At 69.0% G+C, this 22,922-nt stretch carries 17 protein-coding genes and 1 tRNA gene; 4 read left to right on the top strand and 14 right to left on the bottom strand.

Going from position 1 to position 22,922, the window contains the following annotated elements; translation table 11 throughout:
• Positions 1–140: 140 nt before the first annotated feature.
• Complete coding sequence (locus IEQ44_RS07460) at positions 141–671, bottom strand: cell division protein CrgA (protein ID WP_319804575.1); 531 nt, start codon at positions 669–671, stop codon at positions 141–143.
• 13 nt (positions 672–684) lie between these two features.
• On the opposite strand from IEQ44_RS07460, the gene IEQ44_RS07465 reads away from it, so the two are divergent.
• Positions 685–1,440 carry a DUF881 domain-containing protein gene (locus tag IEQ44_RS07465; RefSeq protein ID WP_193637832.1) on the top strand — a complete coding sequence of 252 codons (756 nt, stop codon included), beginning with the start codon at positions 685–687 and terminating at the stop codon, positions 1,438–1,440.
• Between the two features lie 37 nt (positions 1,441–1,477).
• Here IEQ44_RS07465 and pknB read toward each other — a convergent pair whose 3' ends face one another.
• The 7 genes from pknB to IEQ44_RS07500 are packed head-to-tail and all read right to left on the bottom strand — an operon-like array spanning position 1,478 to position 10,258.
• Positions 1,478–3,274, bottom strand: a complete 1,797-nt coding sequence (gene pknB, locus IEQ44_RS07470; protein ID WP_193637833.1) for a Stk1 family PASTA domain-containing Ser/Thr kinase — start codon at positions 3,272–3,274, stop codon at positions 1,478–1,480.
• 10 nt (positions 3,275–3,284) lie between these two features.
• Positions 3,285–4,850 carry a protein kinase domain-containing protein gene (locus IEQ44_RS07475; protein WP_193637834.1) on the bottom strand — a complete coding sequence of 522 codons (1,566 nt, stop codon included), beginning with the start codon at positions 4,848–4,850 and terminating at the stop codon, positions 3,285–3,287.
• Positions 4,847–6,313, bottom strand: a complete 1,467-nt coding sequence (locus tag IEQ44_RS07480; protein ID WP_193637835.1) for a peptidoglycan D,D-transpeptidase FtsI family protein — start codon at positions 6,311–6,313, stop codon at positions 4,847–4,849. Before IEQ44_RS07480 ends, IEQ44_RS07475 begins: the two co-directional genes overlap by 4 nt.
• Entirely contained in the window at positions 6,310–7,719 is a 1,410-nt protein-coding gene (locus tag IEQ44_RS07485) for an FtsW/RodA/SpoVE family cell cycle protein (protein WP_193637836.1), read from the bottom strand. The genes IEQ44_RS07480 and IEQ44_RS07485 overlap by 4 nt, the downstream gene beginning before the upstream one ends.
• 2 nt (positions 7,720–7,721) lie before the next feature.
• A complete protein-coding gene (locus IEQ44_RS07490) occupies positions 7,722–9,038 on the bottom strand; it encodes a PP2C family protein-serine/threonine phosphatase (RefSeq protein WP_319804554.1) in 1,317 nt (438 codons plus the stop codon).
• Positions 9,039–9,046: 8 nt separating this feature from the next.
• A complete protein-coding gene (locus IEQ44_RS07495) occupies positions 9,047–9,529 on the bottom strand; it encodes an FHA domain-containing protein FhaB/FipA (RefSeq protein ID WP_193637837.1) in 483 nt (160 codons plus the stop codon).
• A gap of 3 nt (positions 9,530–9,532) precedes the next feature.
• Positions 9,533–10,258 carry an FHA domain-containing protein gene (locus IEQ44_RS07500; RefSeq protein ID WP_193637838.1) on the bottom strand — a complete coding sequence of 242 codons (726 nt, stop codon included), beginning with the start codon at positions 10,256–10,258 and terminating at the stop codon, positions 9,533–9,535.
• A 200-nt stretch (positions 10,259–10,458) separates the two neighbouring features.
• On the opposite strand from IEQ44_RS07500, the gene IEQ44_RS07505 reads away from it, so the two are divergent.
• A tRNA-Leu gene (locus IEQ44_RS07505) sits at positions 10,459–10,542 on the top strand.
• 891 nt (positions 10,543–11,433) lie between these two features.
• On the opposite strand, the gene IEQ44_RS07510 is transcribed toward IEQ44_RS07505, so the two are convergent.
• Positions 11,434–12,663, bottom strand: coding sequence for an exonuclease domain-containing protein (locus tag IEQ44_RS07510; protein ID WP_193637839.1), 1,230 nt, complete (start codon positions 12,661–12,663; stop codon positions 11,434–11,436).
• Between the two features lie 163 nt (positions 12,664–12,826).
• On the opposite strand from IEQ44_RS07510, the gene IEQ44_RS07515 reads away from it, so the two are divergent.
• Positions 12,827–13,153 (top strand): type II toxin-antitoxin system HicB family antitoxin, encoded by a 327-nt coding sequence (locus tag IEQ44_RS07515; protein ID WP_319804555.1) that lies wholly within the window; start codon positions 12,827–12,829, stop codon positions 13,151–13,153.
• Between the two features lie 14 nt (positions 13,154–13,167).
• Here the strand turns inward: IEQ44_RS07515 and IEQ44_RS07520 are convergent, their stop codons facing one another.
• From IEQ44_RS07520 to IEQ44_RS07535, 4 genes are read right to left on the bottom strand one after another with little or no spacing between them, the layout of a single operon-like run.
• Complete coding sequence (locus IEQ44_RS07520; protein ID WP_193637841.1) at positions 13,168–16,302, bottom strand: type I restriction endonuclease subunit R; 3,135 nt, start codon at positions 16,300–16,302, stop codon at positions 13,168–13,170.
• The gene (locus IEQ44_RS07525; RefSeq protein ID WP_193637842.1) at positions 16,299–17,273 is read right to left on the bottom strand and encodes a DUF4268 domain-containing protein; all 975 of its coding nucleotides are present in this window, start codon (positions 17,271–17,273) and stop codon (positions 16,299–16,301) included. The genes IEQ44_RS07520 and IEQ44_RS07525 overlap by 4 nt, the downstream gene beginning before the upstream one ends.
• Positions 17,273–18,472 (bottom strand): restriction endonuclease subunit S, encoded by a 1,200-nt coding sequence (locus IEQ44_RS07530; protein ID WP_193637843.1) that lies wholly within the window; start codon positions 18,470–18,472, stop codon positions 17,273–17,275. Before IEQ44_RS07530 ends, IEQ44_RS07525 begins: the two co-directional genes overlap by 1 nt.
• Entirely contained in the window at positions 18,469–20,208 is a 1,740-nt protein-coding gene (locus IEQ44_RS07535; RefSeq protein ID WP_193637844.1) for a type I restriction-modification system subunit M, read from the bottom strand. The genes IEQ44_RS07530 and IEQ44_RS07535 overlap by 4 nt, the downstream gene beginning before the upstream one ends.
• A gap of 198 nt (positions 20,209–20,406) precedes the next feature.
• Here IEQ44_RS07535 and IEQ44_RS07540 point away from each other — a divergent pair, with 198 nt between their 5' ends.
• Positions 20,407–21,339, top strand: coding sequence for a PGN_0703 family putative restriction endonuclease (locus tag IEQ44_RS07540; protein ID WP_193637845.1), 933 nt, complete (start codon positions 20,407–20,409; stop codon positions 21,337–21,339).
• On the opposite strand, the gene IEQ44_RS07545 is transcribed toward IEQ44_RS07540, so the two are convergent.
• On the bottom strand, positions 21,327–22,874 hold the full coding sequence (locus tag IEQ44_RS07545) for an ADP-ribosylglycohydrolase family protein (RefSeq protein ID WP_193637846.1): 1,548 nt from the start codon (positions 22,872–22,874) through the stop codon (positions 21,327–21,329). The genes IEQ44_RS07540 and IEQ44_RS07545 overlap by 13 nt on opposite strands.
• Between the last annotated feature and the right edge of the window lie 48 nt (positions 22,875–22,922).

Consider the following 22,922-nt stretch of genomic DNA (forward strand, 5'->3'; position numbering starts at 1 on the left):
CCCGGCCGAGGTCCTCGACGACCTACTCTTGACCCACCACAAACACCACGGTGTTGCGTGACCAACTGGAATCCGCCGCCAAGAAACGACCATTTCGGTTGGTGCGTGAGGGGCAGCGGGAGTGGGTCACTCCCGGCGGCTCACTCCCAGCGGGTGGCGTAGGCGAAGCCGGCGGCCATGAAGCCGATGCCGACGAGGAGGTTGTAGTTGCCCAGGTCGTTGAGCACCCAGATGTCGTTGAGCTTCTCGCCGCTGAAGACGTAGAAGGTGCAGATCCACAGCAGGCCGATGAGGAAGCAGCCGAGCATCCCGATCACGACGCCGCGGCCGCGGCCGGCGGGGGTCGACGGGTGGGCGGCGACCATCAGGCCGACGAGGATCAGGGCGAAGCCGATGGTGTAGTTCCACATGCCCAGGTCGCCGATGGCCTTCGGGCCGGACGGGTCCTCGGGCGGGAAGACCGTCGGGTCGGGGCGTACGCCCGTGTAGTAGTAGGCGATCCACGCGATGCCGGCGACGAGCAGGACGATCGCCACGATGAAGCGGACGGAGAAGATCTTCTCCTTCTCGAGGGCCAGTGACTCGTTGTGGGCCTTGGGCTTCGACACCGGGTGACTCCTGGGATGTGTGCGGGTGTGACGGCGCCCGCGTGACTGTGTTGGCAGGCGCAGTTAGCGTAGTCGCATGACCGAGGAGCCACGCGTTTCCCCCACCCGGCGGGCATGGCGTGTGGCGACCCCGATGATCCTGCTGCTCAGCGGCACCCTCTTCGTGGTGAGCGCACAGAACAGCGACGGTGGCGACCTGCGTCCCACCCGCTACACCGACATCGCCTCGATCGTGGAGGCCGAGACCGCGGAGCTGGAGCGCCTCACCGAGGAGGCGGCGCGGCTCGACGCGGAGGTGGCGGCCCTCGCCAGGGCGTACGACGACCGCGACACCAACCGCTACAACCGACGCATCGAGAAGCTGCTCGACCCCACCGGTTACACCGCCAAGTCGGGCACGGCCGTCACGGTCACGCTGACCGACGCCCCGGAGGACCTCATCCGCGAGGCGGCCACCAACGAGGAGCGCGACAAGATGGTCGTGCACCAGCAGGACATCCAGGCGGTCGTCAACGCGATGTGGCGCGCCGGCGCCGAGGCGGTGACGATCCAGGGCAAGCGGGTCATCGCCACCACCGGCATCAAGTGCAGCGGCAACACGGTGCAGCTGCAGGGCCTGCCCTACTCGCCGCCCTACGTGATCACCGCGATCGGTGACCAGCTCGACATCTTCTCCGAGATCCAGGCCGACGACTACGTCTCGCTCTACCGCGAGGACTCGACAGATCCCGAGATCGCGGTCGGCTACGAGATCGAGCTCGTCGACCACGCCACCGCGCCGGCCTACGACGTGCCGGTCAACCTCAGCTACGCGGAGCCGATGGAGTCCTGAGCCCGAAGGCCCAGGTCCACGGGGCCAGCCGCGCTGCTCAGTCCTGGCGCGCCGGGTCCGGCAGCGGCGGTACGCCCGTCGGCACCGGCACCGACGGTCCCGGGCTGCCGGGCGGGCCCGGCTCCTCCGGGCCGGGTGTCTCCGACGGGTCCGGGTCGGGCTCGGGCTCCTCGTAGGTGGAGACCACGATGGTCACCGTGGCGCCGTTGGCGGCCTCGTTGCCCGACTGGGGGCTCTGCCGGATGACGGTGCCCTTGGGCTCGGTGGTGTTGCTGTCCTCCACGACGTCGGCCTCGAAGCCGGCCTCGCTGAGCACCCGGATGGCTTCCTTCTGCTTCATGCCCACCACGTCGGGGATGGTCTCGGGGCCGTCGGAGACGTAGAGGGTGACGGTGCTGCCCTCCTGCACCTCGCGGTAGGCCGCGGGCTCGGAGCGGATCACCTCGTTCTTGGGCTTGTCCGACTCCTCGACCTCGATCTTCACCTCGAGGTTGCGGTCCTCCAGCACCTGCCGCGCGCTGCGGCGGTCCTGGCCGATGAGGAACGGCACCTCCACCATCGGGGGGCCGGTGGAGACCACCAGGTTGACGGTGGTGCCGGGGTCGACGTAGATCGCGTTGGGGTCCTGGCGCAGCACCTCGTCGGCGTCGGCGTCGGTCGAGGCCTCGTAGTCGACGCGACCGACGCTCAGCTCGGCGTCACCGATGGCGGTGCGCGCCTCCTCCTCCGACATGCCGATCACGCTCGGCACCCGCACCTGGTCGTCGGCGCTCTCGAAGAGGCGAGGCAGCACGAAGACGGCGGCGACGGCCAGGGCCAGCACCAGGCCGATCACGAGGAAGAGCAGGCCGCTGCGCTCGCGCCGGTCGTCGCGGACCGGGGGGCGGGTCGCGGTCTGCTCGGCCGGCGGCACGGTCGCCGCGACGGCCATGGGGGGCGCGTTGGTGGCGGGCGGCTGCGGGGTGGGCGCCACGACGACGGCCTGGCCGGCGAGGTGACGCTCGATGTCCTGCCGCATGGCGGCGGCGCTCTGGTAGCGGTCCTCGACGCGCTTGGCCAGCGCCTTCAGCACGATGGCGTCGACCTCCGGCGGCAGGTCGGGCTCGAACTCGCTCGGCGGGGTGACCGGCTCGCGCACGTGCTGGTAGGCGACCGCCACCGGCGACTCGCCGATGAAGGGCGGACGACCTGTCAGCAGCTCGAAGAGCAGGCAGCCGGTGGAGTAGACGTCGGAGCGCGAGTCGACGGTCTCGCCGCGCGCCTGCTCGGGGGAGAGGTACTGCGCGGTGCCGACCACGGCCGCGGTCTGGGTCATCGTGGTGGAGGCGTCGGAGACGGCGCGGGCGATGCCGAAGTCCATCACCTTGACGTCGCCCGACGGGGTCAGCATGACGTTGGCCGGCTTGATGTCGCGGTGGATGATGCCGGCGCGGTGGCTGTAGTCGAGGGCGGCGAGCACGCCGCTGGTGATCTCGAGCGCCCGCTCGGGCAGGATCTTGCGGCCCTCGCGCAGCACCTCGCGCAGCGTACGCCCGGCGACGTACTCCATGACGATGTAGGGCTGGGCGACGCCCTGGGGGTCGCTCCACTCCTCGCCGGTGTCGTAGACCGACACGATGGCGGGGTGGTTGAGGGAGGCCGACGACTGGGCCTCGCGCCGGAACCGGGCCTGGAAGGTGGCGTCGCTGGCGAGGTCGGTGCGCAGTCGCTTGACCGCCACCGTGCGTCCGAGCCGGGTGTCGACACCCTTGCGGACCTCGGCCATGCCGCCACGGCCCAGCAGCTCGCCGAGTTCGTAGCGACCGCCGACCGTCGTCGGCTCAGACATGCTCATCTCAGACCTCTCAGGACTGGGGGGCCACGCCGGGCTCCTCAGGAGGCACGTCGCCCCCGGGAGAGTCGGGCGTGGTGGTCGGTGCGGGTTCCTCCGACGGGGTGGGTGTCTCCGTCGGCGTGGGGGTGGGCGTCGGCGTGGGGGTGGGTGTCGGGGTCGGGGTGGGTGTCTCGGTGGGCTCCGGCTCGGGCTCCGGCTCCTCGGTGGGGCGCGGGCCCCAGAAGGACACCGTGATCCTGTCACCCTCCTGCAGCGTGCCGGAGGGGTTCACCTCGATCACCTCGCCCGGGGTCTCGTCGCCGGGGTTCTCCCGCTCGTCGCGGGTGACGCGCAGGCCCAGGGCCTCCAGCTCGGCGACCACCGCGGCCACGTCACGACCCTCGTAGTCACCCGGGTCGACGCGCACCTCCTCGGGCTCGTCGTCGGGCTCGGAGCTCTCGCTCGCGGTGGGGGTCGGGGTGACCGGGCCGGGGTCGTCGACGTCGTCGCCCGACTGCGACCACCAGACGGCGGCGGCGATCAGCGCGGCCACCACGAGCACCACGACGACGGCGGCGGCCGTGGCCGAGCGGCGCTCCCCGCGCGTGGGTCCGCTTGCCACGCCGTGGGCGGGCACGCCTCCGGTCGGCAGGGGGTTGGCGGTGGTGGCCGGCACGACCTGGGTGGCGGCGGGCTGCACCTGGGTCGCTGCAGTGGGCGGGTCCATCGGCACGGGGGCGACCGCCGGGGCGGTGACAGCATGGGTGGCCGGGTCGCGCAGGGCGGCGGCGAAGGCGGCACCGTCGGCGAACCGCTCGGCGGGCTTCTTCGACAGCGCGCGGCGTACGACGGCAGCGAGGTCGGCGGGCACGCTCGGCGGCAGGTCGGGCACCGGGTTGCGCAGGTGGGCCAGCGCCGTGGCGACCGGAGAGTCGGCCTCGAACGGGCGGCGTCCGGCGAGGCACTCGAAGGCGACGACCCCGAGGGAGTAGACGTCGGAGGCGGCGGTGGCCTGGCCACCCTCGGCCTGCTCGGGGGAGAGGTACTGCGGGGTGCCCATGACCTGGCCGGTCTGGGTGAGCGCGACCGCCTCGGCGGCGCGGGCGATGCCGAAGTCGGTCACCTTGACGCGGCGCTCGGGGGTGACGAGCAGGTTGGCCGGCTTCACGTCGCGGTGCACGATGCCGGCGCGGTGGGCGGCCCCGAGGGCGTCACCGACCTGGGCGAGCAGGTCGCGCACGGCGGTCGGGTCCATGGGGGCGCTGGGCCGGATGAGGTTCGAGAGGGGCTGCCCGTCGACGAGCTCCATCACCAGGAAGGGTCGCGGGGGCCCGCCGTCGGGGTTGTTGACCTCGCCCACGTCGAAGACGGCGGCGATGCCGGGGTGGGAGAGCGCCGCGGCGTGCTGGGCCTCCGACTCGAACCGGTGGCGGAAGAGCGCGTCGTCGGCATACTCCGCCTTGAGCAGCTTGACGGCGACCTGGCGGCCCAGGGAGGTGTCGGTGGCGCGCCACACCTCGCCCATGCCGCCCGTGGCGATGCGGGAGTCGAGCACGTAGCGCCCGTTGCGTCCGACACTGCTGATGGGGGAGCTCATCGGGAGATCACCGCTTCCATGACTGCCTTGGCGATGGGGCCGCCGAGGCGTCCGCCGGCGACCTCGCCGCGGTCGATGTCGGCCCGCTGGATCATCACGGCCACCGCGACCTCGGGGTCGTTGGCGGGCGCGAAGGAGACGAACCAGGCATACGGCGGCACGTCGTCGAGGCCGGACTGGGCGGTGCCGGTCTTGCCGGCGACCTTCACGCCCGGGATGGCGGCGGGGCTGGCGGTGCCGTTGTCGACGGTGTGCACGAGCAGGTCGGTCAGCTCACGGGCGGTGCGCGAGCTGACGGCCTGGTTGAGCTGCGAAGGCTCGGTCTTGTCGAGCACCTGCAGCTGGGGCGTACGCACCTCGTCGACGAGGTAGGGCTTCATCACCGTGCCGCCGTTGGCGATGCCGCCGGCGACCATGGCCATCTGCAGGGGCGTCGCGGCGACCTCGAACTGACCCAGACCAGCCTGACCGGTCTGGGCGGCGTCCATGTCGGTCGGGAAGACCGACTGGGCCTGCGGGATCTCCGAGAGGTAGTCACGGTTGAAGCCGAAGCGCTCGGCACGCTCGGCCATCTCTTCGGCGCCGACCTCCACGGCCAGTGCGGCAAACGTGGTGTTGCAGGAGTTGCCCATCGCCTGGCGGAAGGAGACCTTCGGGCCCCCGCAGGCCCGGCCCTCGTTGGTGATGCGGCCGGACTCGCCCGAGGTCAGCGGCAGCTGGTAGGAGTCGCCGCCGGGCACCTGGGAGTCGGCGTTGTAGTCGCCGGACTCGATGGCGGCCGCGGCGGTGACGAGCTTGAAGGTCGACCCGGGCGGGAGCCGCATCGCTGTGGCGCGGTTGATCAGCGGCTCGGAGTCGTCGGCCTCGAGCCGCTCCTGGGCCTTGATGACCTCACCGAAGCGGTGGCTGGCCAGCTGGTTGGGGTTGTAGGTGGGCAGCGAGACGGAGGCGAGGATCTTGCCGGTGTCGGGCTCGATGGCCACCACGGCGCCCTCGACGTTGCCCGGCAGCGCGGAGAGGCCCTCGAAGGCGGCCTGCTGCGCGGCGGGGTTGATGGTCAGCTGGACGTTGCCGCCCTTGGGCGAACGGTTGCTGAGCATGTCGATGACGCGGTTGACGAAGAGGCGGGAGTCCTCGCCGGAGAGCAGGTCGTCCTGGCTGCGTTCGAGCGCGGTCGTGCCGAACCAGTTGAAGCGGCCGGTGAGGTGGGCGTACAGCCGGGGGCGGGGGTACTCGCGCTGGAACTCGTACTGCGAGTCGACGGGCACCGACTGCGCGACGGGCTGGCGGCCCACGAGGATGGCGCCGCGCTCGCGGGAGAAGTTGTCGGCGATCACGCGCTGGTTGTGGCCGCTGTCGGCCAGCGAGCCGGCCTTGAAGACCTGCAGCCACGTGACGTTGCCCAGCAGCAGCAGGAAGAGCACCAGGCAGAAGATCGAGATCATCCGGATGGGCTTGTTCATCGCAGGCGCACCACCTGGGTGGTCTCGGAGTCGTCCTCGTCGTGGTCGGGCATCAGCTCCGGCGGGGGCTTGCGCGCGTGGTCGGAGACCCGCGCGACGAGGGCCACGATGATCCAGTTGGCCACCAGCGACGAGCCGCCGTAGGAGAGGAAGGGCGTGGTCAGACCGGTGAGCGGGATGAGGGCGGTCACGCCGCCGATCACCACGAAGGTCTGCAGCGCCAGGACCGAGCCGAGGCCGACGGCCAACAGCTTGCCGAAGCCGTCACGGCAGATCAGGGCGGTGCGCAGCGAACGCTCCACGATCAGGCCGTAGCAGAGGATGACGGCCATGACCGCGGTCAGGCCGAGCTCCTCGCCGACGGCGGCGAGGATGAAGTCGGACTCGACGACCGGGATGCGCCACGGCGAGCCCTCGCCGAAGCCGCGGCCGATGAGACCGCCCCAGGCCATGCCGAAGAGCCCCTCGACGAGCTGGCCGCTGCCGGGCTTCTGGTCGATGTAGGCCATCGGGTCCTGCCAGATCCGCACACGGTTGCGCACGTGGCCGAAGGCCAGGTAGCCGAGTGTCGCGCCGACGGCGAAGAGGCCGCCACCGACCACGATCCATCCGGGTCGTTCGGTGGCGACGTAGAGCAGCACCAGGAAGAGGCCGAAGAAGAGCAGCGCCGAGCCGAGGTCGCGCTGGGCGGCGAGGATGCCGAGGCTGACCAGCCACATCACCAGGATCGGGCCGAGGTCGCGGCCGCGGGGCAGGTCGATGAAGAGGACGCGGCGACCTGCGAGCGCCAGCGCGTCGCGGTGGTGCACCAGGTAGCCGGCGAAGGCGACGACGAGCAGCACCTTGGCGATCTCGCCGGGCTGGAAGGTGAAGCCGAAGAGGCCGATCCAGATCCGGGCGCCGTAGACGCTGAATCCCAGACCCGGCACCATCGGCAGCAGGAGCAGGACGACCGCGGCCAGCGCGGAGGTGTAGGTGAAGCGCTGCAGCAGGCGGTGGTCGCGCACCGCCCACAGGGTGGCCACGAAGAGCACGACGCCGAGCGTCATCCAGATCAGCTGCTGCTGGGCGAGCCCACCGATCTCCTTGCCGCGGGCGAGGTCGATCCGATAGATCACGGCCAGGCCCAGGCCGTTGAGGGCGGCGACCACGGGCAGCAGGACGGGGTCGGCGTAGGGCGCGAGGAAGCGGAGCGCGACGTGGGCCCCGAGCAGCAGGATCGCCAACCAGCTGCCGTAGCCGAGGATGTTGACCGGCACCTCGCCTTTGACGCCGACGCCGACGGCGGCGTAGGCGCCCAGGCCGACGGCGAGGGCGAGCACGAGCAGGAGGAGCTCTGCCCCGCGGCGGCTGCGGTGCACGAAGCCCATCAGTGAGGCGGCGGCGGAGTGGTGGTTGCCGGTCATCATCACCCGCCGAACTGCTGGGCAGCGAGGTTGTCGACGACCGTGCGGGCGGCGTCCAGACCAGCGGCCTCGATGCCGTCACGCACGAGCGCGGCGTCATAGCTGGAGAGCCCGTCCATGCGCACGTCGGAGACTTCGTAGGGCTGGGAGAGCTCGAAGCCGCCGGGCAGCGTGGCGTCGATGCCGCGGAAGACCGCGACGGCGCCCTCGTGCTCGCCGACGTAGTACTGCTGCTGACTCCACGACCAAGCAGCCACGCCGGCGATCCACAGCAGGCCGCCCACGGTGACGAGCACCAGGAGACGCTTCAACGCCATGAAGCGGGCGGGCGGCTGCGGGGCGTAGCGGACCGCCTCGGGGTCGGTCTCGATCGCGCCCTCCGCGCCGGGCGGCAGCGCCTCGGTGGCGGCGGCGGGGCGACCCGTCGCGCGCCGGGCGGTGTCGCTGACGCCAGCCCCGGTCGTACGCGGCAGGTCGGCCGCCGCGCCCACGAGCAGGGGCGCGAGGTCGTCGCTGCGCGGGGTGTCGTCGGTGACGACGTCGGCGACCACGCAGGTCACGTTGTCGCTGCTGCCGGCCTCGAGGCTGGCGCGCACGAGCTCGACGGCTGCGAAGTCGGGGGTGCCGTCGCCGAGCACCGCGGCGAGGCGGTCGTCGTCGAGCACGCCGCTGGCGCCGTCGGAGCAGAGCAGGAGTCGGTCGCCGGCCTGCAGCGGCACGCTGAAGAGGTCGGGGGCGGGGTCGCGGACGCCGTCGAGGGCCTTGAGGATGAGGTTGCGGTGGGGGTGGACCCGGGCCTCTTCCTCGGAGATGCGGCCCTCGTCGACAAGGCTCTGCACGAAGGTGTGGTCGTGGGTGAGGAGACTCAGCTCGGCGTTGCGCAGCAGGTAGGCGCGGGAGTCGCCGACGTGGCCGACGGAGAGCTGGCGGCCGTCGAAGAGGCCCACGGTGGCGGTGGTGCTGGTGCCGTTGAGCGACTCGTCGTCCTCGACGAGCTCGGCGATCCGGTCGTGGGCGCGGTGCAGGGCGCCGGCGAGCCGCTCCTGCGCGTCGTCGCCGGGCGGTTCGTCGAGGCGCCGCATCACCTGCACGGCGGTGGCGGAGGCGACGTCACCGCGGGCTGCGCCACCGACGCCGTCGGCCACGATCAGCAGCCACGGGCCGGCGTAGCCGGAGTCCTGGTTGTCCTTGCGCACCCGGCCGACGTCGGAGATCGCCGACCAGGTCAGGCGCAGGGCGGCGTCGCCGGTCGGCTCGGGGCCGTCGGCGCGCACCGCGGGGCGCACGGCCGTGTCGGTGTCGGTGTCGAGCTCGGTCACGCCAGGCCCTACTTCCGCAGCTCGAGGAGGGTCTTGCCGATCCGCACCTGGCTGCCGACGCTCACCGCCATCGGTTCGGTCAGGCGCGCGCTGCCCACGTAGGTGCCGTTGGTGGAGCCGAGGTCCTCGACATACCACTGGTCGCCCGAGAGCGCGATGCGGGCGTGGCGGGTGGAGACGTAGTCGTCGTCGAGGCGGATGGCCGCGTCGGTGCCGCGTCCGATGAGCACGGGCTCACCGTTGAGCTCGGCGTGCTCGCCGGTGTTGGCGCCCTCGACGACCACGACCTGGGTGGGCGAGCCGCGGCGACGGGGAGCCTTGGCAGGGCGGGGGGCCTTCGTACGTCCCAGGCGGCCGCCGCGGGCGGCGCGCGGCTCGGGCACGCGGGCGCCGAACATGTCGGAACGCACCACGGAGACGGCGGCGAGCACGAAGATCCACAGCACCGCCAGATAGGCGAACCGGATCAGGAAGAGCGTCAGCTCCGACACAGGTCAGCTCCTCCTCGAGTCGTCGTCGTGGGTGAAGAGCACCCGGACGACGGTGCTGCCGATCTTGACGGTCGAGCCGTCGCCCAGCCGGGCGTGGTCGACGCGCTGGCCGTCGACGAGCATCCCGTTGGTGGAGCCCAGGTCGGAGACGGTGACGTAGGGCCCGTCGCCGCGCTCGGCGCACTCGAACTCGACGTGGCGCCGGCTCACGCCGGGGTCGTTGATGCGTACGTCTGACTCGGCGCCGCGGCCCACGACGACGCCGGGCGGCAGGAGCGGGTGGCGGGTGCCGTTGATCTCCAGCACGGCCCGGGGCGTACGCGAGTGGGCGCGGTGCTCCTGGCCGCCGCCGGAGACGCTGGCGCGGGCGGCGCTGCGCACCCGCATCTGGCCGGTGGGCAGGTCACCGGCCTGCTCGAAGTGGATCTCGATGTCGCCGGGGAAGACGTAGCCCTGGGCGTCGGCGTGCTCCTCGAGCTGGTCGGAGAGGTCGCGCGCCATCGCGTTGTCGTAGGGCGAGAGCCGCTCCAGGTCGGCGTCGGAGAGCTCGACGTGGAAGACGTTGGGGGCCAGGCGCCGGTCGCGGCTGAGGATCTGGGAGTTGTTGTCGACCTCGCGCTGGAGCGCGGCCGAGATCTCGACCGGTTGCACGGCGCTGCGGAAGGCGCGGGCGAAGGCCCCGGAGATGAGGTTCTCCAGGCGTTGCTCGAATCGCTGCAGGGCGCCCACGCGACCTCCTTCTCCAGTGCATGCCGGACGAGCGGGTCCTGCCCGGCTATCGGCGATCGTATCGGGGAGCGGTGACGAACCCTCGTTCCCACGGCGGCGGGCTTGTGGAGAAGCGGTGCAGGACCCGTCGTCGGGGTCTCTGTGCGGGCGCCCCGGTTTGGGTGATCACCGCGGGGTGGGATATGTTTCTGTCGCTTCAAGCGCGAGTGGCGGAATAGGCAGACGCGCACGGTTCAGGTCCGTGTGTCCGAAAGGACGTGGGGGTTCAACTCCCCCCTCGCGCACGCTTGAGTCGAGAGCCCCGGTCGAGAGACTGGGGCTCTTGTCAGTTCCGGGATCTGGTCGTCCCATCGGATGTCCAGTAGTGTTGGACGGGCGAGGGAGCATTACCTCCCGAGAAGTGAACCCGATACCCGGACGGACGCCCGCGGTGTCGGGTTTCGCGCTTTCTACACCTCGATCACCTTCACGAGGCCGCGCACGGTCGATCGGTGCTTGCCCCCTCGTTGCCAGGCCCAGCCGACGGCGTCTGCGATCCACATGAGGGGCTCTTCGTGACGTTGCTGATGCCCGAACTGGAAAGGTGGCGTCGTGTGGCCGGCCGCTCTTGCTCCTTGGTGGATCCATGACAGATCGCGTTGGCGGAGTGACTCGATCGGATCCAGCATGACTCTCCCCAAGCCAGCCGCGCACGCCTCCCGTGAGAGTCGTTGCACGCAACGTTCTCGAGCAACCAAGTCCGGGACAGTCTCGTGGCAGGCCAATACGAGGACCGAGGGTTGGAGTGCGACGATCCTCTCGAGGATCTCCTTCGCACGCTTCTTCTCGTTCTTCATGTGCAGGCTCTTCTGGCCTGGGAGCAGGAGGCCGCGCATTGCCCCCCGGGTGGCGTTGACGTCCCCGGTCGGGATGACCGCACACATCACCAGGTACTGCTTGGCGGTCGACTCATCCACGTACATGTGACCCCCGGGAAACCGGCCCAGCACACTCACACTGCCCACCTCGAGACCACACAGCGATTGGATCGGCTAGGGAGTCTATGGAGCTATGACGCTTGTGCGGGCGCGCGTGGCGGGCACGTGAGGTACGCAGCCGGGGGAGTTGCTTGGGAGCGGATCTTGATCGCGTGAGACTTGTTGTACGGCTCTGACGCGTGGAACCGCGGTCAAGGCTCAGACCGCAGCGTGCTCCTGCCTGAAGGCGTCGAACAGCCGGGCAAAGGCTTCCTCCGAGATCACCGGGATCCCGTAACTCCGGGCCTTGGCCGCCTTTCCGCTCATCGAGTCGGGGTCTGCGCTCACCAGCACCTTCGTCGACTTGGTGACGCCGCCAGAAGCGAGGCCCGCGGCGACGATCTCGCTGACCCAGGTGTCGCGCGGCTTCGCCATTTCGCCGGTGAAGACGACGCGGTCGCCCGGCGCGAGCGTGAAGGAGGTTGTCGAAGCGGCGCGCGTGTCAGCCACGGAAGCGGCCCAGGCGAGGGCCTCGTCCACGTAGGGAACACCCAGGCCCAGCGCGGCGGCCACCCGCTCGAGGTCGACACGCTCCTCGGGTGTCACCACACCGTCTGCGAGGGCCTCGACCGCGATCGCTCGCAGGTGGTCGTGGTGCAGTCGTGAGATGGTCTCCCGGGTCAGTCCGCCTGCTTCGGCTGTCTCCTGCAGCGCTCGTCCCTCGGTCACGGAGACGTGGCGGTCCAGAAGTGCCTGACTCAGCAGCAGCAAGTAGGACGCCTCGTCCTCCGGCGATCCCGGGATCCACGCGGCCTGGAGCACCGAACGCAACCAGACGTGAGGGTCATCCGACGCTGCACCCCGCAGCGCTGTCCTCGGGGCGGGCCGAGGCACTCGCTGGCCAGGCCAGGCGAAAGAGGCGCTGAGGTCTCGATCAGCCACCCACGACGGGTGCTGCCCCACCATCTCGACGAGGTGAGCCACCAGACGGCTCGTTGCGCGTGCGTCGTCCAGCGCGGTGTGTGCGTTGACCAACTCGATGCCGAGTGCCTCGCAGCACTGCCACAGGGCGGCTGCCCCGATGGTCCGTCCGGCCCACCGCATGGAGCAGACCGCCGGGGGATGGTCGAGGTCATGGCCAGCTCGGAGCAGTTCGGCACGGAGGAAGCGCATGTCGAACCACGCGTTGTGGGCCACGACGGTGCGGCCGGCAACGAGCTCGAGCAGGTGGTCGGTGATGTCAGCGAACCCTGGGGCGTCGAGGACGTCGGCGGCGCGGATGCCATGGATGTGTGCCGCGCCGACGTCGCGACCGGGGTTCACCAGCGTCGTCCACTCGTGCTCCACCTGCCCACGGTCGTCGGAGAGCACGACGCCGACCTCGAGCACCCGATCGGAGCGCTCAGGCATCAGCCCGGTGGTCTCGAAGTCGATGACGGCGTAGGGCACAGCAACTCCTCAGATCGGCTTGTGCCCATCCTGATCAGGTCGTCGGAAGCGCGGGCGGTTTTCGAGGAACCTCGTCCGTTGTAGCGGCGCGCTTGAAAGAATGGTGTCAATAGTGACACCATTCGTCGTAACCCAAGACCGGCCCCAAGTAGGAGGAATCGACGTGGAGGTCGAGCACTACACCTATCGGGTGCTGTGGTCCGGTGACGATGAGGAGTTCGTGGCCACCGTGGCCGAGTTTCCGTCCCTGTCCTGGCTGGCAGGGGAGCAGACCGAGGCCCTCTCTGGCCTCATCGCCCTCGTGGACGACGTCGTCGGAGACATGCAGGAGCAGGGGGAGACGGTGCCCGTCCCGATGGGTGAGCGCCGGTACTCGGGGGAGTTCAAGGTCCGTGTCCCTGAATCGCTCCACCGCGAGCTGGCCATCGCGGCAGCTGAGGAAGGTGTCAGCCTCAACCGGTTGGCCAGTCGGCGCCTCGCCAGCGCCTGATCGACCTGGCGTCGTCAGGCCCCTCGGTTCACGTTGGAGTGGACCAACTCCCCGAGCAGCTTCACGAGCTTGGCCTTGAAGGTCTCGTCGCTGAAGTACTTCTCGGTCATCTTGGTGTGCGCGTCCCCGGCGTCGAGCACGGCACCGGTCACGGCGTCCGACAGGTCGGGTGATTCCACGAACTGCTTGGACGTGTTGGCTGCGGCCTGGGAGCGCACGGTGGTGTTCTCGCCAAGCACGGTCACGAGACCTTCGACCCAGGACCGCTGCTGGCCGGGGGTGAAGTCCTCGCCGTCGAAGAGGGCGTTGACCTTGGCCAGCACCTCCTCGAGCAGCACCATGTGCGGGTCGCGTGACTGGCCCGACCCGGTGGCGGTCATCGGCTTCAGCGCCACGGCTTCGCCGGAGTTGAGGTCCAGGGTCTGGCCCTTGGCGCGGGCCTGCTTGATGTGGGTGAGCTCGACCGAGGAGAGGTCGATGATGTCGGAAGCCTCGGGGCGCACGAGGCGTCCCTTGAGCAGCCGCAGGAACAGCGCGAGCTTTTCCAGGTCGGGGTCCTCGTAGTTCACGATCTGGCTGAGGAAGTCGTAGAGCCGCACGTAGGAGCCGACGTCCTTGCGGAACAGTTCCAGTTCGTCCACGCGGGCCTTGTCCTGCGTCGTCTGGGCGGTGTGCCAGGCGTCGGCGAACCGGGCGGCGGCCGACCCGAGCGGTGCGGAGACCGCGCCGTGCTTGCCGTTGAGGTACGCGACGGCGAACGCGTCGACCTCGCCTTCGGTGTAGATCCCGGCGTTGTCGAGCTTGGCCTTGAGGTCGTGCACCTGGTCGGGGTCGGTCACGCCGTCGATCTGGGCGTCCTTGTAGTAGGGCAGGAACGCCTCGAGGACCTCCTCGGGCTCGTTGACGAAGTCCACGACGTACGTTGTGTCCTTGCCGGCGGAGGGGTAGGTGCGGTTGAGACGTGACAGGGTCTGCACGGCTGAGACGCCGTCGAGTCGTTTGTCGACGTACATCGCGCACAGCAGCGGCTGGTCGAACCCGGTCTGGTACTTGTTGGCCACGATCAGCAGCTGGAAGCCGTCGGCGAACGCGGCCGGGATCGGTCGTCCGCGCAGGCCGGAGTTGAGGTTGGCCTCGGAGAAGGGTGGCTGGACTCCGGGGAACACGACACCGGGTGCCTGCTCGGCGGTCAGCGTCCCGGAGAACGCGACCAGGGTTGCGACGTCGGTGTAGCCGGACGTGGCGATGTAGGCGTCGATCGCTTCCTTGTAGCGCACCGCGTGCTCGCGTGAGGAGGTGACGACCATCGCCTTCGCGTGCCCGTCGAGCAGGTGCGCGACGTTGGTGCGGAAGTGTTCGACGATGATCTGCACCTTCTGCGCGATGTTGGTGGGGTGCAGCGACACCCAGCGCATCAGGTGGCTGGTGGCCTCGGACTCGTCGACCAGCTTCACGGCCTTGAGGTGTCGCTCCCCCTTGCCGTCACCGTTCCCGGTCGCCTTCTGGGCGATCTGGAACGCGGTGTCGTAGGTGGTGTAGTTGCGCAGCACGTCGAGGATGTAGCCCTCCTCGATGGCCTGCTGCATCGTGTAGACGTGGAACGGGCGCGGGTTCCCGTCGGCGTCCTTGCGCCCGAAGAGTTCCAGCGTCTTCGACTTCGGGGTCGCGGTGAACGCGAAGAAGGAGAGGTTCTTCGACTCCGCCCGCTCGGCCATCTCCGCGGCCAGCACGGCTTCGACGTCGATCTCGCCGCCGTCGTCGAGGTCCTTGGCTTCCTCGGCGGTCAGCACGGCACGCAGCTTCTGCGACGTGCGGCCGGTCTGGGAGGAGTGGGCCTCGTCGGCGATGATCGCGAAGTTCTTGCCGGCCAGGCCGGCGTTCTCCCGGATCGCGTCGAGAGCGAACGGGAAGGTCTGCATGGTGACGATGACGATCAGCTTGCCGGCCAGGAGTTCTTCGGCCAGGAGCCCGGACTTGGAGGTCGCACCAGCCTTGCGTGCTTCGTCGATGTTGATCTGCGCGACCGTGCCGGAGGTGCCTTCGATCTGCTTGACGGCCTTCTGCAGTTGGTCGTCGAGCACGGTGCGGTCGGTGACCACGATGACGGAGTCGAAGACCTTCTCGTTCGCCTCGTCGTAGAGCGTCGCGAGCCCGTGCGCGGTCCACGCGATGGAGTTCGTCTTGCCGGAACCGGCGGAGTGTTGGATGAGGTAGTTGTGGCCAGGCCCTTCCTCCGCCACGGTGGCGAAGAGTTTCGTGACCAGGTCCCACTGGTGGAACCGCGGGAAGAGCAGCGTGGACTTCTTCTCCACTGTCCCCGTCATCGGATCGGTCTCGGTCTTCTCCTCCAGGTGCATCATCTTGCCGAGGATGTGCAGCCAGGCTTGCGGCGCCAGCACCCGTTCCCACAGGTAGGACGTCGCGGCCTTTCCGGGGACCTGCGGGTTGCCGGCTCCGCCGTCGCGCCCCACGTTGAAAGGCAGGAAGAACGTCTTGGGGCCCGCGAGCTTGGTCGTCATGGCGACCTCGTCGTTGGAGACCGCGAAGTGCACCAGGCACCGGTTGCCGAATCCCAGCAACGGCTCCCCGGCCGGGAGGCGGTGCTCCTTGTACTGCTTGATCGCGTGCTCGATCGACTGGGTGTTGTCGGTCTTCAGCTCCAACGTCGCCACTGGCAGACCGTTGACGAACAGCACGAGGTCGATGCTGTTGGTGTTCTTCGACGAGTAGTACACCTGCCGCATCACCCGCAGCCGCATCGACGCATGACGCGCGTTGACCGTCTCGTTGAGCGTGGTTGCCGGCTTGAACTCGGCCATCTTGAACTTGCCCGGGGTCTTCTTGAACCCCTTGCGCAGGACGTTGAGAGTGCCGCCGTCGGAGCCGAACGGCGCATCGAGCGTCTTCACGAGCCGGTCGAGCAGCGCCTCCGTGGTCTTGACACGCTCGGCCTCAGTCATGGACGGCTTGACGACCTTGGCCCATTCGGCCGGTTGGGTCTCCTTCAGCCACGCCAGGACGTCGGGCACGAACAGTGCCCGGGCCTTGTCGTAGCCACCCCGCTCGGCGTCGGTGGTGTAGATCCAGCCCTGGGCGTGGAGGGAGTCGCAGATCTCGTCCTCGAAATGCTTTTCGTGCTCGACGCTCATGGGTTCTCTCCGGCCTGCTCCATCAAGGACTCGAATCCGACACTCTCGAGCGCGGCGCGGACGCGGCGCTGGTGGTCGATCAACCAAGCGTTGACGGCCGGCCACTGGGCCTCGTCCGGCATCGCCGGAAAGGGCGAGGGGATGACCAACCGGCTCGCCTTACGACCCGGCATGGGGTCCCACTCCACATCCGCACCCAGCAGCACGTCCAGCTGGTCACGCCGCGACAGGAGTGCTTCGTACCGACGGGAGTTCAACGCCTCGTCGTTGGAGCCGAAGTACACCTGCAGGCTCAGACCTCGCTTCTGGAACCACATCGTCACGTTGGCGTCGACCACGCCGGTGCGGGTGTCCATCCAGCCGGAGCGTGTCGTACGTCCTCGCGGGACCCAGGACTCCCGGGTTTCGCGGGCGGCGAGGAGGAACTGCTCCCAGAAGGCTGTGTAGAAGACAGCCTGCTCACTCACAGCCGCGCTACCGGCGGCCACCTGACGGACCGTCTTCTCCCAGTCGTTGGGCTGGGCGACCAGCTCGAAGTTCGGCGCCACCGGAGACTCGCCGATCCGCACGACATGGATGACGACACCAAACACGCGGGTGTTCTCGTCGGTGCGTTCGTTCAACCAATCGATCGCCGCTCGGTGCTCCGGGCGGAAGCCGGTCGTGATCCACACGATCGTGGTCGGATCGGTGCCAGCGGCGTAGGTGATGATCTGGCCCAGGTGGGTGTGATCTGAGGTCGCTAACTGGTTCTCGACGATCACCCGCTCACCGGTGGTGGTGTCGTGCCCGATCAGGTCCAGTCGGAAGTTGCCCACCGGGTGCTCGGCTGCCGTGAGCTCCAAGTCCATCCCCAGCAGGTCGCTGAGGACGTCGACGTTGGCCAGAAGCCACGGCGTGAAGTCGTGGGCCTCGTGGGGCCACACCTCTTGCGGGGTGACGGTGGCCAGGCGGCCGAGCTCGATGGTCATCAGTCCTCCGGGATCTCGATCTGACCGGTGACGGCGGCTGTGATCAGAGCGGCACGCCGTTCCGATGCAAGCTGTTCCAGACGGCGTGCCTCGTCAATCAGCCGATCGATCGACTCAGTCTGCTGTTCCACCTCTGTGACCACAGATGTCTGGGTCGCCAGGGAAGGCACGGGAACCGCGAGACGGCGAATGTCATCCAACGCAAGTTGGATCTTCGTGCCCCCTGCCGCACCTTCGTTCAGCTGCCGCTGACCTCGGGTCGTGAGCATCGCCCAGGCAACAAACCGAGGGTCCATCCGACTCTTGTCGAGCCTGCACAGAGCCACGTGCTGACTCACATATCCGCCAACCCATTGGTCATCAACTACACCAACAGATCCCAGGTACGCGGTGATCGAGAAGAGCAAGTCGTCTGCTTGCAGCTTTGTGCGCTCTCCCTCAGAGACTCCCGCCGGCAGCGCGACTCTCTGAACATCGCCCCGGAGTTTCACGTTCCGACGCGGCAGGTTCCCGATACGAACGAACCGGTGACCTTCGTCCGCGTAGTACTCCCCCCAACCTCGAGACCCGCTGGTGAGAAAGTCGATACCCCGCCTCAGTTGCATGACGGGTGCATCTGACGAATCAAAGAGGGCATCGATCGCCGCCTGCCGTCGCAAGGCCAGCAACTCAACGAGTTTGCGTTGCTCGGAGATGAGAGTGTCGATCTGGGCGGTCTCGCGGTCGAGGTAGTCCGCGATCGTTTCCTGCGCCCTAGCGCTAGGGAGAGACACTTCAAGGCTCGCAAGATCGCTGGCTGAAAGCTCTGCGAACGTGGTCCCCTTTCCCAAGGACTTGAGTTCCACGACTCGGCTACTCAGGGACCAAGCGAGGAAGCGGGGTGACACCCGAGATGTGTCAGGAGCGAGGGCAAGGCAGCCCTGGTTGAAGGCGCTGTCTTGAGCGATGCGGGCCACGTACCCGATCGGGGCACGCTTCGAAATCATGATTGACGAGGCTGGAGCGAGGTTCGAGCCCGCAGCTAGCCCCTCAGCGGTCAGTGATCTGCCAGTCGCGACAACTTGGCCCCCATGAACTTCACGCAGGTCGGGAGGGGTGACGAAGGGAATGGGGCCATCCCAGTTCTCCGGGTCGGGCCCTGGGGTGCCACCCCCCAACACTCGGGCAATCCGCCGAATTGGCAGGCGGTTCCAGGTCACGCCTCCACCTCGCGCAACATATCCATGATCTTTGCGACCTGCGTCTTGAGGTCAGCGTCGATCTCCGCAAGAGGGCGCGGAGGGATGTACGTGTAGAAGTGCCGGGTGAACGGGATCTCGTAGCCGATCTTGGTCTTCTTGGCGTCAACCCAGGCATCCGGCACGTGCGGCAGCACCTCGGACTCCATGTACGCCTTCACCGTCACGTCTCGGCCAGCATCACCATCGGCATTGCCGTTGTAGGTAAAGGGAACGTTCTCGGTGTCCCGGAGCTTGGGGTCGGGTTTGGGGTTGCCCTTGCGGTCGGTGACCGGGTTGCCGTCCTCGTCCACGAGAGAGCGTTCGACGGTGATGGTCCAGTAGCCGAACTCGTCGGTGCGGAAGATCTTCGACTTCTCGCCCTGGTTGTGCTCCGAGTACATCTGCACGAGTTGGGCGCGCTGCGCCTCGGTGATCTCGCGGCGTTTCGACCCCAAGCTCTTGCGCATCTTTGCGTAGAAGTCGGTCCCGTCAATGAGTTGGACCGTGCCCACACGTTCGGCGGGCTTCTTGTTGTCGAGGATCCAGACGTAGGTCGCGATGCCGGTGTTGTAGAACATCTCGGTCGGCAGCGCGACGATCGCGTCCACCAGATCGGACTCGAGCAGCCACCTGCGGATGTTCGACGGCCCGGACTCCGCGCCACCGTTGAAGAGCGGGGAACCGTTGAGGACGATGCCCGCGCGACCACCGCCGTCCTTCGCGGGCCGCATCTTCGAGACCAGGTGCTGCAGGAAGAGCATCTGGCCGTCCGAGACGGCCGGGAGACCGGCGTGGAAGCGGGAGGCCTGCCCCAAGTTCTGGTTCTCGGCCTTCACGTCCGCCTGCGCGGTCTTCCAGTCCACCCCATACGGTGGGTTGGAGAGGCAGTAGTCGAAGGTGGTGCCAGCGAACTTGTCCTCGCGCAGGGTGTCGCCGCGTTTGATGTTCTCCGCGTTCTGGCCCTTGGCGATCATGTCGGACTTCGCGATCGCGTACGACTGAGGGTTGATCTCCTGGCCGTACAGGCGCAGGCGGGCATCGGGATTGAGGGCGCGCAGGTGTTCCTCGGCGATGGAGAGCATTCCGCCGGTTCCTGCGGTGGGGTCGTAGACGGAGCGCACCGTGTTGGCGGTGGCCAAGGCCTCGTCGTCCTCGGCGAAGAGCAGATCGACCAGGAGCCTGATGGCATCGCGCGGAGTGAAGTGTTCACCGGCGGTCTCGTTGGAGGCGTCGGCGAACTTGCGGATGAGCTCTTCGAAGAGGTCACCCATCGCGGCGTTGTCGATCTTCGCCGGCGACAGGTCGACCTTCGCGAACTCCTGGACCACGATCAGCAGCCGGTCCTTGTCGGCCAGGTCGTGGATGGTCTGGTCGAACTTGAACTCAGTGAAGACGTCGATGTTCTTGCTGAACCCGGAGATGTAGTCGACGAGGTTGTCGGCCAGGTTGTCCGGGTCGCCCTGCAGCTTGATGAGCGTCCACTTCGAGGTGTTGAAGAAGCCCAGCCCCAGCTGCTGCTTGATCCGCGCTGCTGCCAGATCCGGGTTGGGGTTGGCCGCGACCAGCTTCGCGACTTCGTCGCGGGTCGGGGCGAGCATCGCGTCGAGACGACGCAGGATCGTCATCGGGAGGATGACGTCGCCGTACTGGTGGGGCTTGTAGGGGCCGCGCAATGCATCGGCGATGCCCCAGACGAAGTTGCCCAAGGTGCTCATGTGTGACTGCTGCTCCGTCGCTCACGTCGATTCGTGTCACCGGACAGGGGACACCTGGGGGCATTGTGCCGGGGGCGACACGAGGAGTGGGGGAGTACCGGCGGAAGACGCCGAAGTCAGTGAAATTGACTGGGATTCGGGCACGCCACCCGGCTGTATCCGGGACGGCAGACACCAACGCTCACTAGCGTCGTGCCCATGAAGCTCCTGCGTCCCGGACTCCCTGTCGACCCCGCTCCCGCGATGGACCCTGCGTGGGACAGCTCTGACGTCCGACCCGTCAAAGAAGCGGCGCGCATTGCCAGATATCGCCGTCACCAGTCCTGGTACCGCGAGCACGTCCTGCGGGCACGCCCCGGCAGGTTCCGCACCTACCCGACGCTTGGGAGCTACCTCCACGAGGAGGACGTGGCGCGGGACCCGTCACTCAACTTCCTCACCGCGGAGGCCGAGGCCCACGCCGAGGAACGAGCAGCCCAGGTGAAGAAGGAGAACGGCGCTCTCGACCCCGTGCGGCTGCGCCGCAACATGCTGTCGAGCATGCCGCTCTGCTTCAACCTCTTCGGTTCGATGCGCGGGGAGCCCGCGTTCCTCACCCTCGTGCAGCGCGTCTTCGACCCGACCGCGACGGCCATCACCGACGTGGTCTGCGAGTACGCGCCCCCTCCGCGCGACCACCTCAACGACCGCACCGCGTTCGATGCCGTGATCTTCTACGAGACCGCCGCCGGGCCGCGCTTCGTCGGCATCGAGACGAAGTACACCGAGCCGTTCAGCCAGAAGAAGTACGACACCCCGCGCTACCGCGAGGTGACCGAGGCCAGCGGGTGGTTTGCCAACCCGGCCTCTGCGCCCGACGCGCTCAAGGGCAGCACGTCCAACCAGCTGTGGCGCAACATGATGCTCGCCGCCTCCATGGAGCTCCGCGGCGAGCACGGCACCGGGTCGGTCGCCGTCGTTGCCCTCGCCGACGACCGGGGTGCCGACGCCGCGGTCAGCGTCCTGCGCGAGCACCTCTCCTCGCAGGACCGCCTGGTCCACGTGTCGCTCGAGCGGATCGTCGAAGCGGCCGAAGGCATCGACGACCTGGCTGAGTGGGCAGCAGCGTTCCGCCTCCGCTACCTCCCCTGAGCGACTTCTGACCCAGCCGGTCGCGCCCGCTCGGCGTCACCCGCCGCCAGCTCCGCCAGCGCGTCCCGCAGGAACTGCCGCGGCCTCGCGGCCGGAAGCGCGGCGCAGACGGCAGCGTACGACTCCTCCAACGAGTGGCCGGCGAGCATGGCGACGCGGGTGGCGACCGTGGGCGTCCGGCTGTGGGAGGCGACGCAGTGCAGGTAGACGCGGTGCCCCTGGTCGCGCAGCCGCAGCACCGTGCGGGCGGCGTCGTCGATGACGAAGGCGACGTTGGGGTTGTCCTCGGCGACGGTGTCGAGCAGGCGCACCGCGTGGGTGACGACCCCGTCGCGCACCTGGCGGGTGCCGACCCGACAGAGGCTCACCACGGCGGTGATCTCCTCGGGCAGGTCGTCCAGGGGCAGCGCGCCACCGATCCAGACGCCGTCGACGAACGGGTGCGCGACCCACGTCTCCTCGCCGCCCCAGTCGCGGTAGTCCATCCGCTCGCACAGCGGCCACCCGCTGCCGCCGGGCGCCCGGCCGCCGCGCACGGTGGGCAGTGCCCACCGCACCAACGCCGCGGCACCGTCGGTCTCGCCGGGCTCCAGGCCCCACCCGTGCAGCAGCGCCTGCCACTCCTGCGGCACGGCGCTGCCGCCCCACCGCGCACCCAGCAGTGCGCCGGCGATCGCGGCGACCGTGTCGGTGTCGTGGCCGATCCCGATGGCGGTGGCCAGTGCGTCCTGCAGGTGGCGGCACGGCAGCCGATCCGGCACGGGCGTGTGGGTGATCGCCGACCACGCCGCCTGGAGGGCGCCGATGCTCCAGCCGTTGCTCGTGAAGTGCGACGGCTCCGTCGACTCCGCCTCGGCCAGCACCGCCAGCCAGTCGACGCAGCCCGGCCCGCCCAGCCCGGCCTCGAGTTCCGCGACCACCTCCACGGCCTGCGGGAGCTCCCCGGTCAGCACCGCGTGGCGGATCATCAGGCACCACAGCGCCGCTGCCTGGCCGGCCTCCGCCTGGTGGTGGGTCAGCGCGCTGACCGCCAGCGCCGCCTCGACCAGCGCGGTCGGGTCGTCCAGGTGGGCGAGTGCCACGGGACCGGTACGCATCAGCGAACCGTTGCCGGCGCTGCGCCCGGTGGCCCCGTGGACGCGCCGCGCAGCCTCGGTCATCGTCGCCCCGTCGGCGTCACGTCCGGCGAGGCGCAGGACCGCGGCGGTCTGGATGCCCACGTCAGGCGGGCCGTCGGCATACCACTGCGCGAACCCGGCGGCGACGGCGTCGAGTGCGTCGGGCGTACGCAGGTCGGCGCCGCTGGCCGCGACGCGGGCGATCGCCACCGCCTGCGCCGTGTCGTCGGTCCATTCGCCGGGTGCGAAGCCGCCCAGGCCGCCGCCGATCATCGCGGGCGTGCCGTCGAACGGGGCCGAGCCGAACTCGTAGCCCGCGCCGAGCGCGTCTCCTGCGGCGGAGGCGAGCAGCACGCCCGTGGCCCGGTCCAGCTGGGCACTGGTCAGCGCCCCCGTCTTCCGTGTCCTCTTGTCCATGTGTCCCCCTGGGGTGTGAAAACTGTGCAGGTCCGTGGGTGCGACCGG

The sequence above is a fragment of the Nocardioides malaquae genome, from assembly GCF_015070385.1.
Lineage (GTDB): Bacteria > Actinomycetota > Actinomycetes > Propionibacteriales > Nocardioidaceae > Nocardioides > Nocardioides malaquae.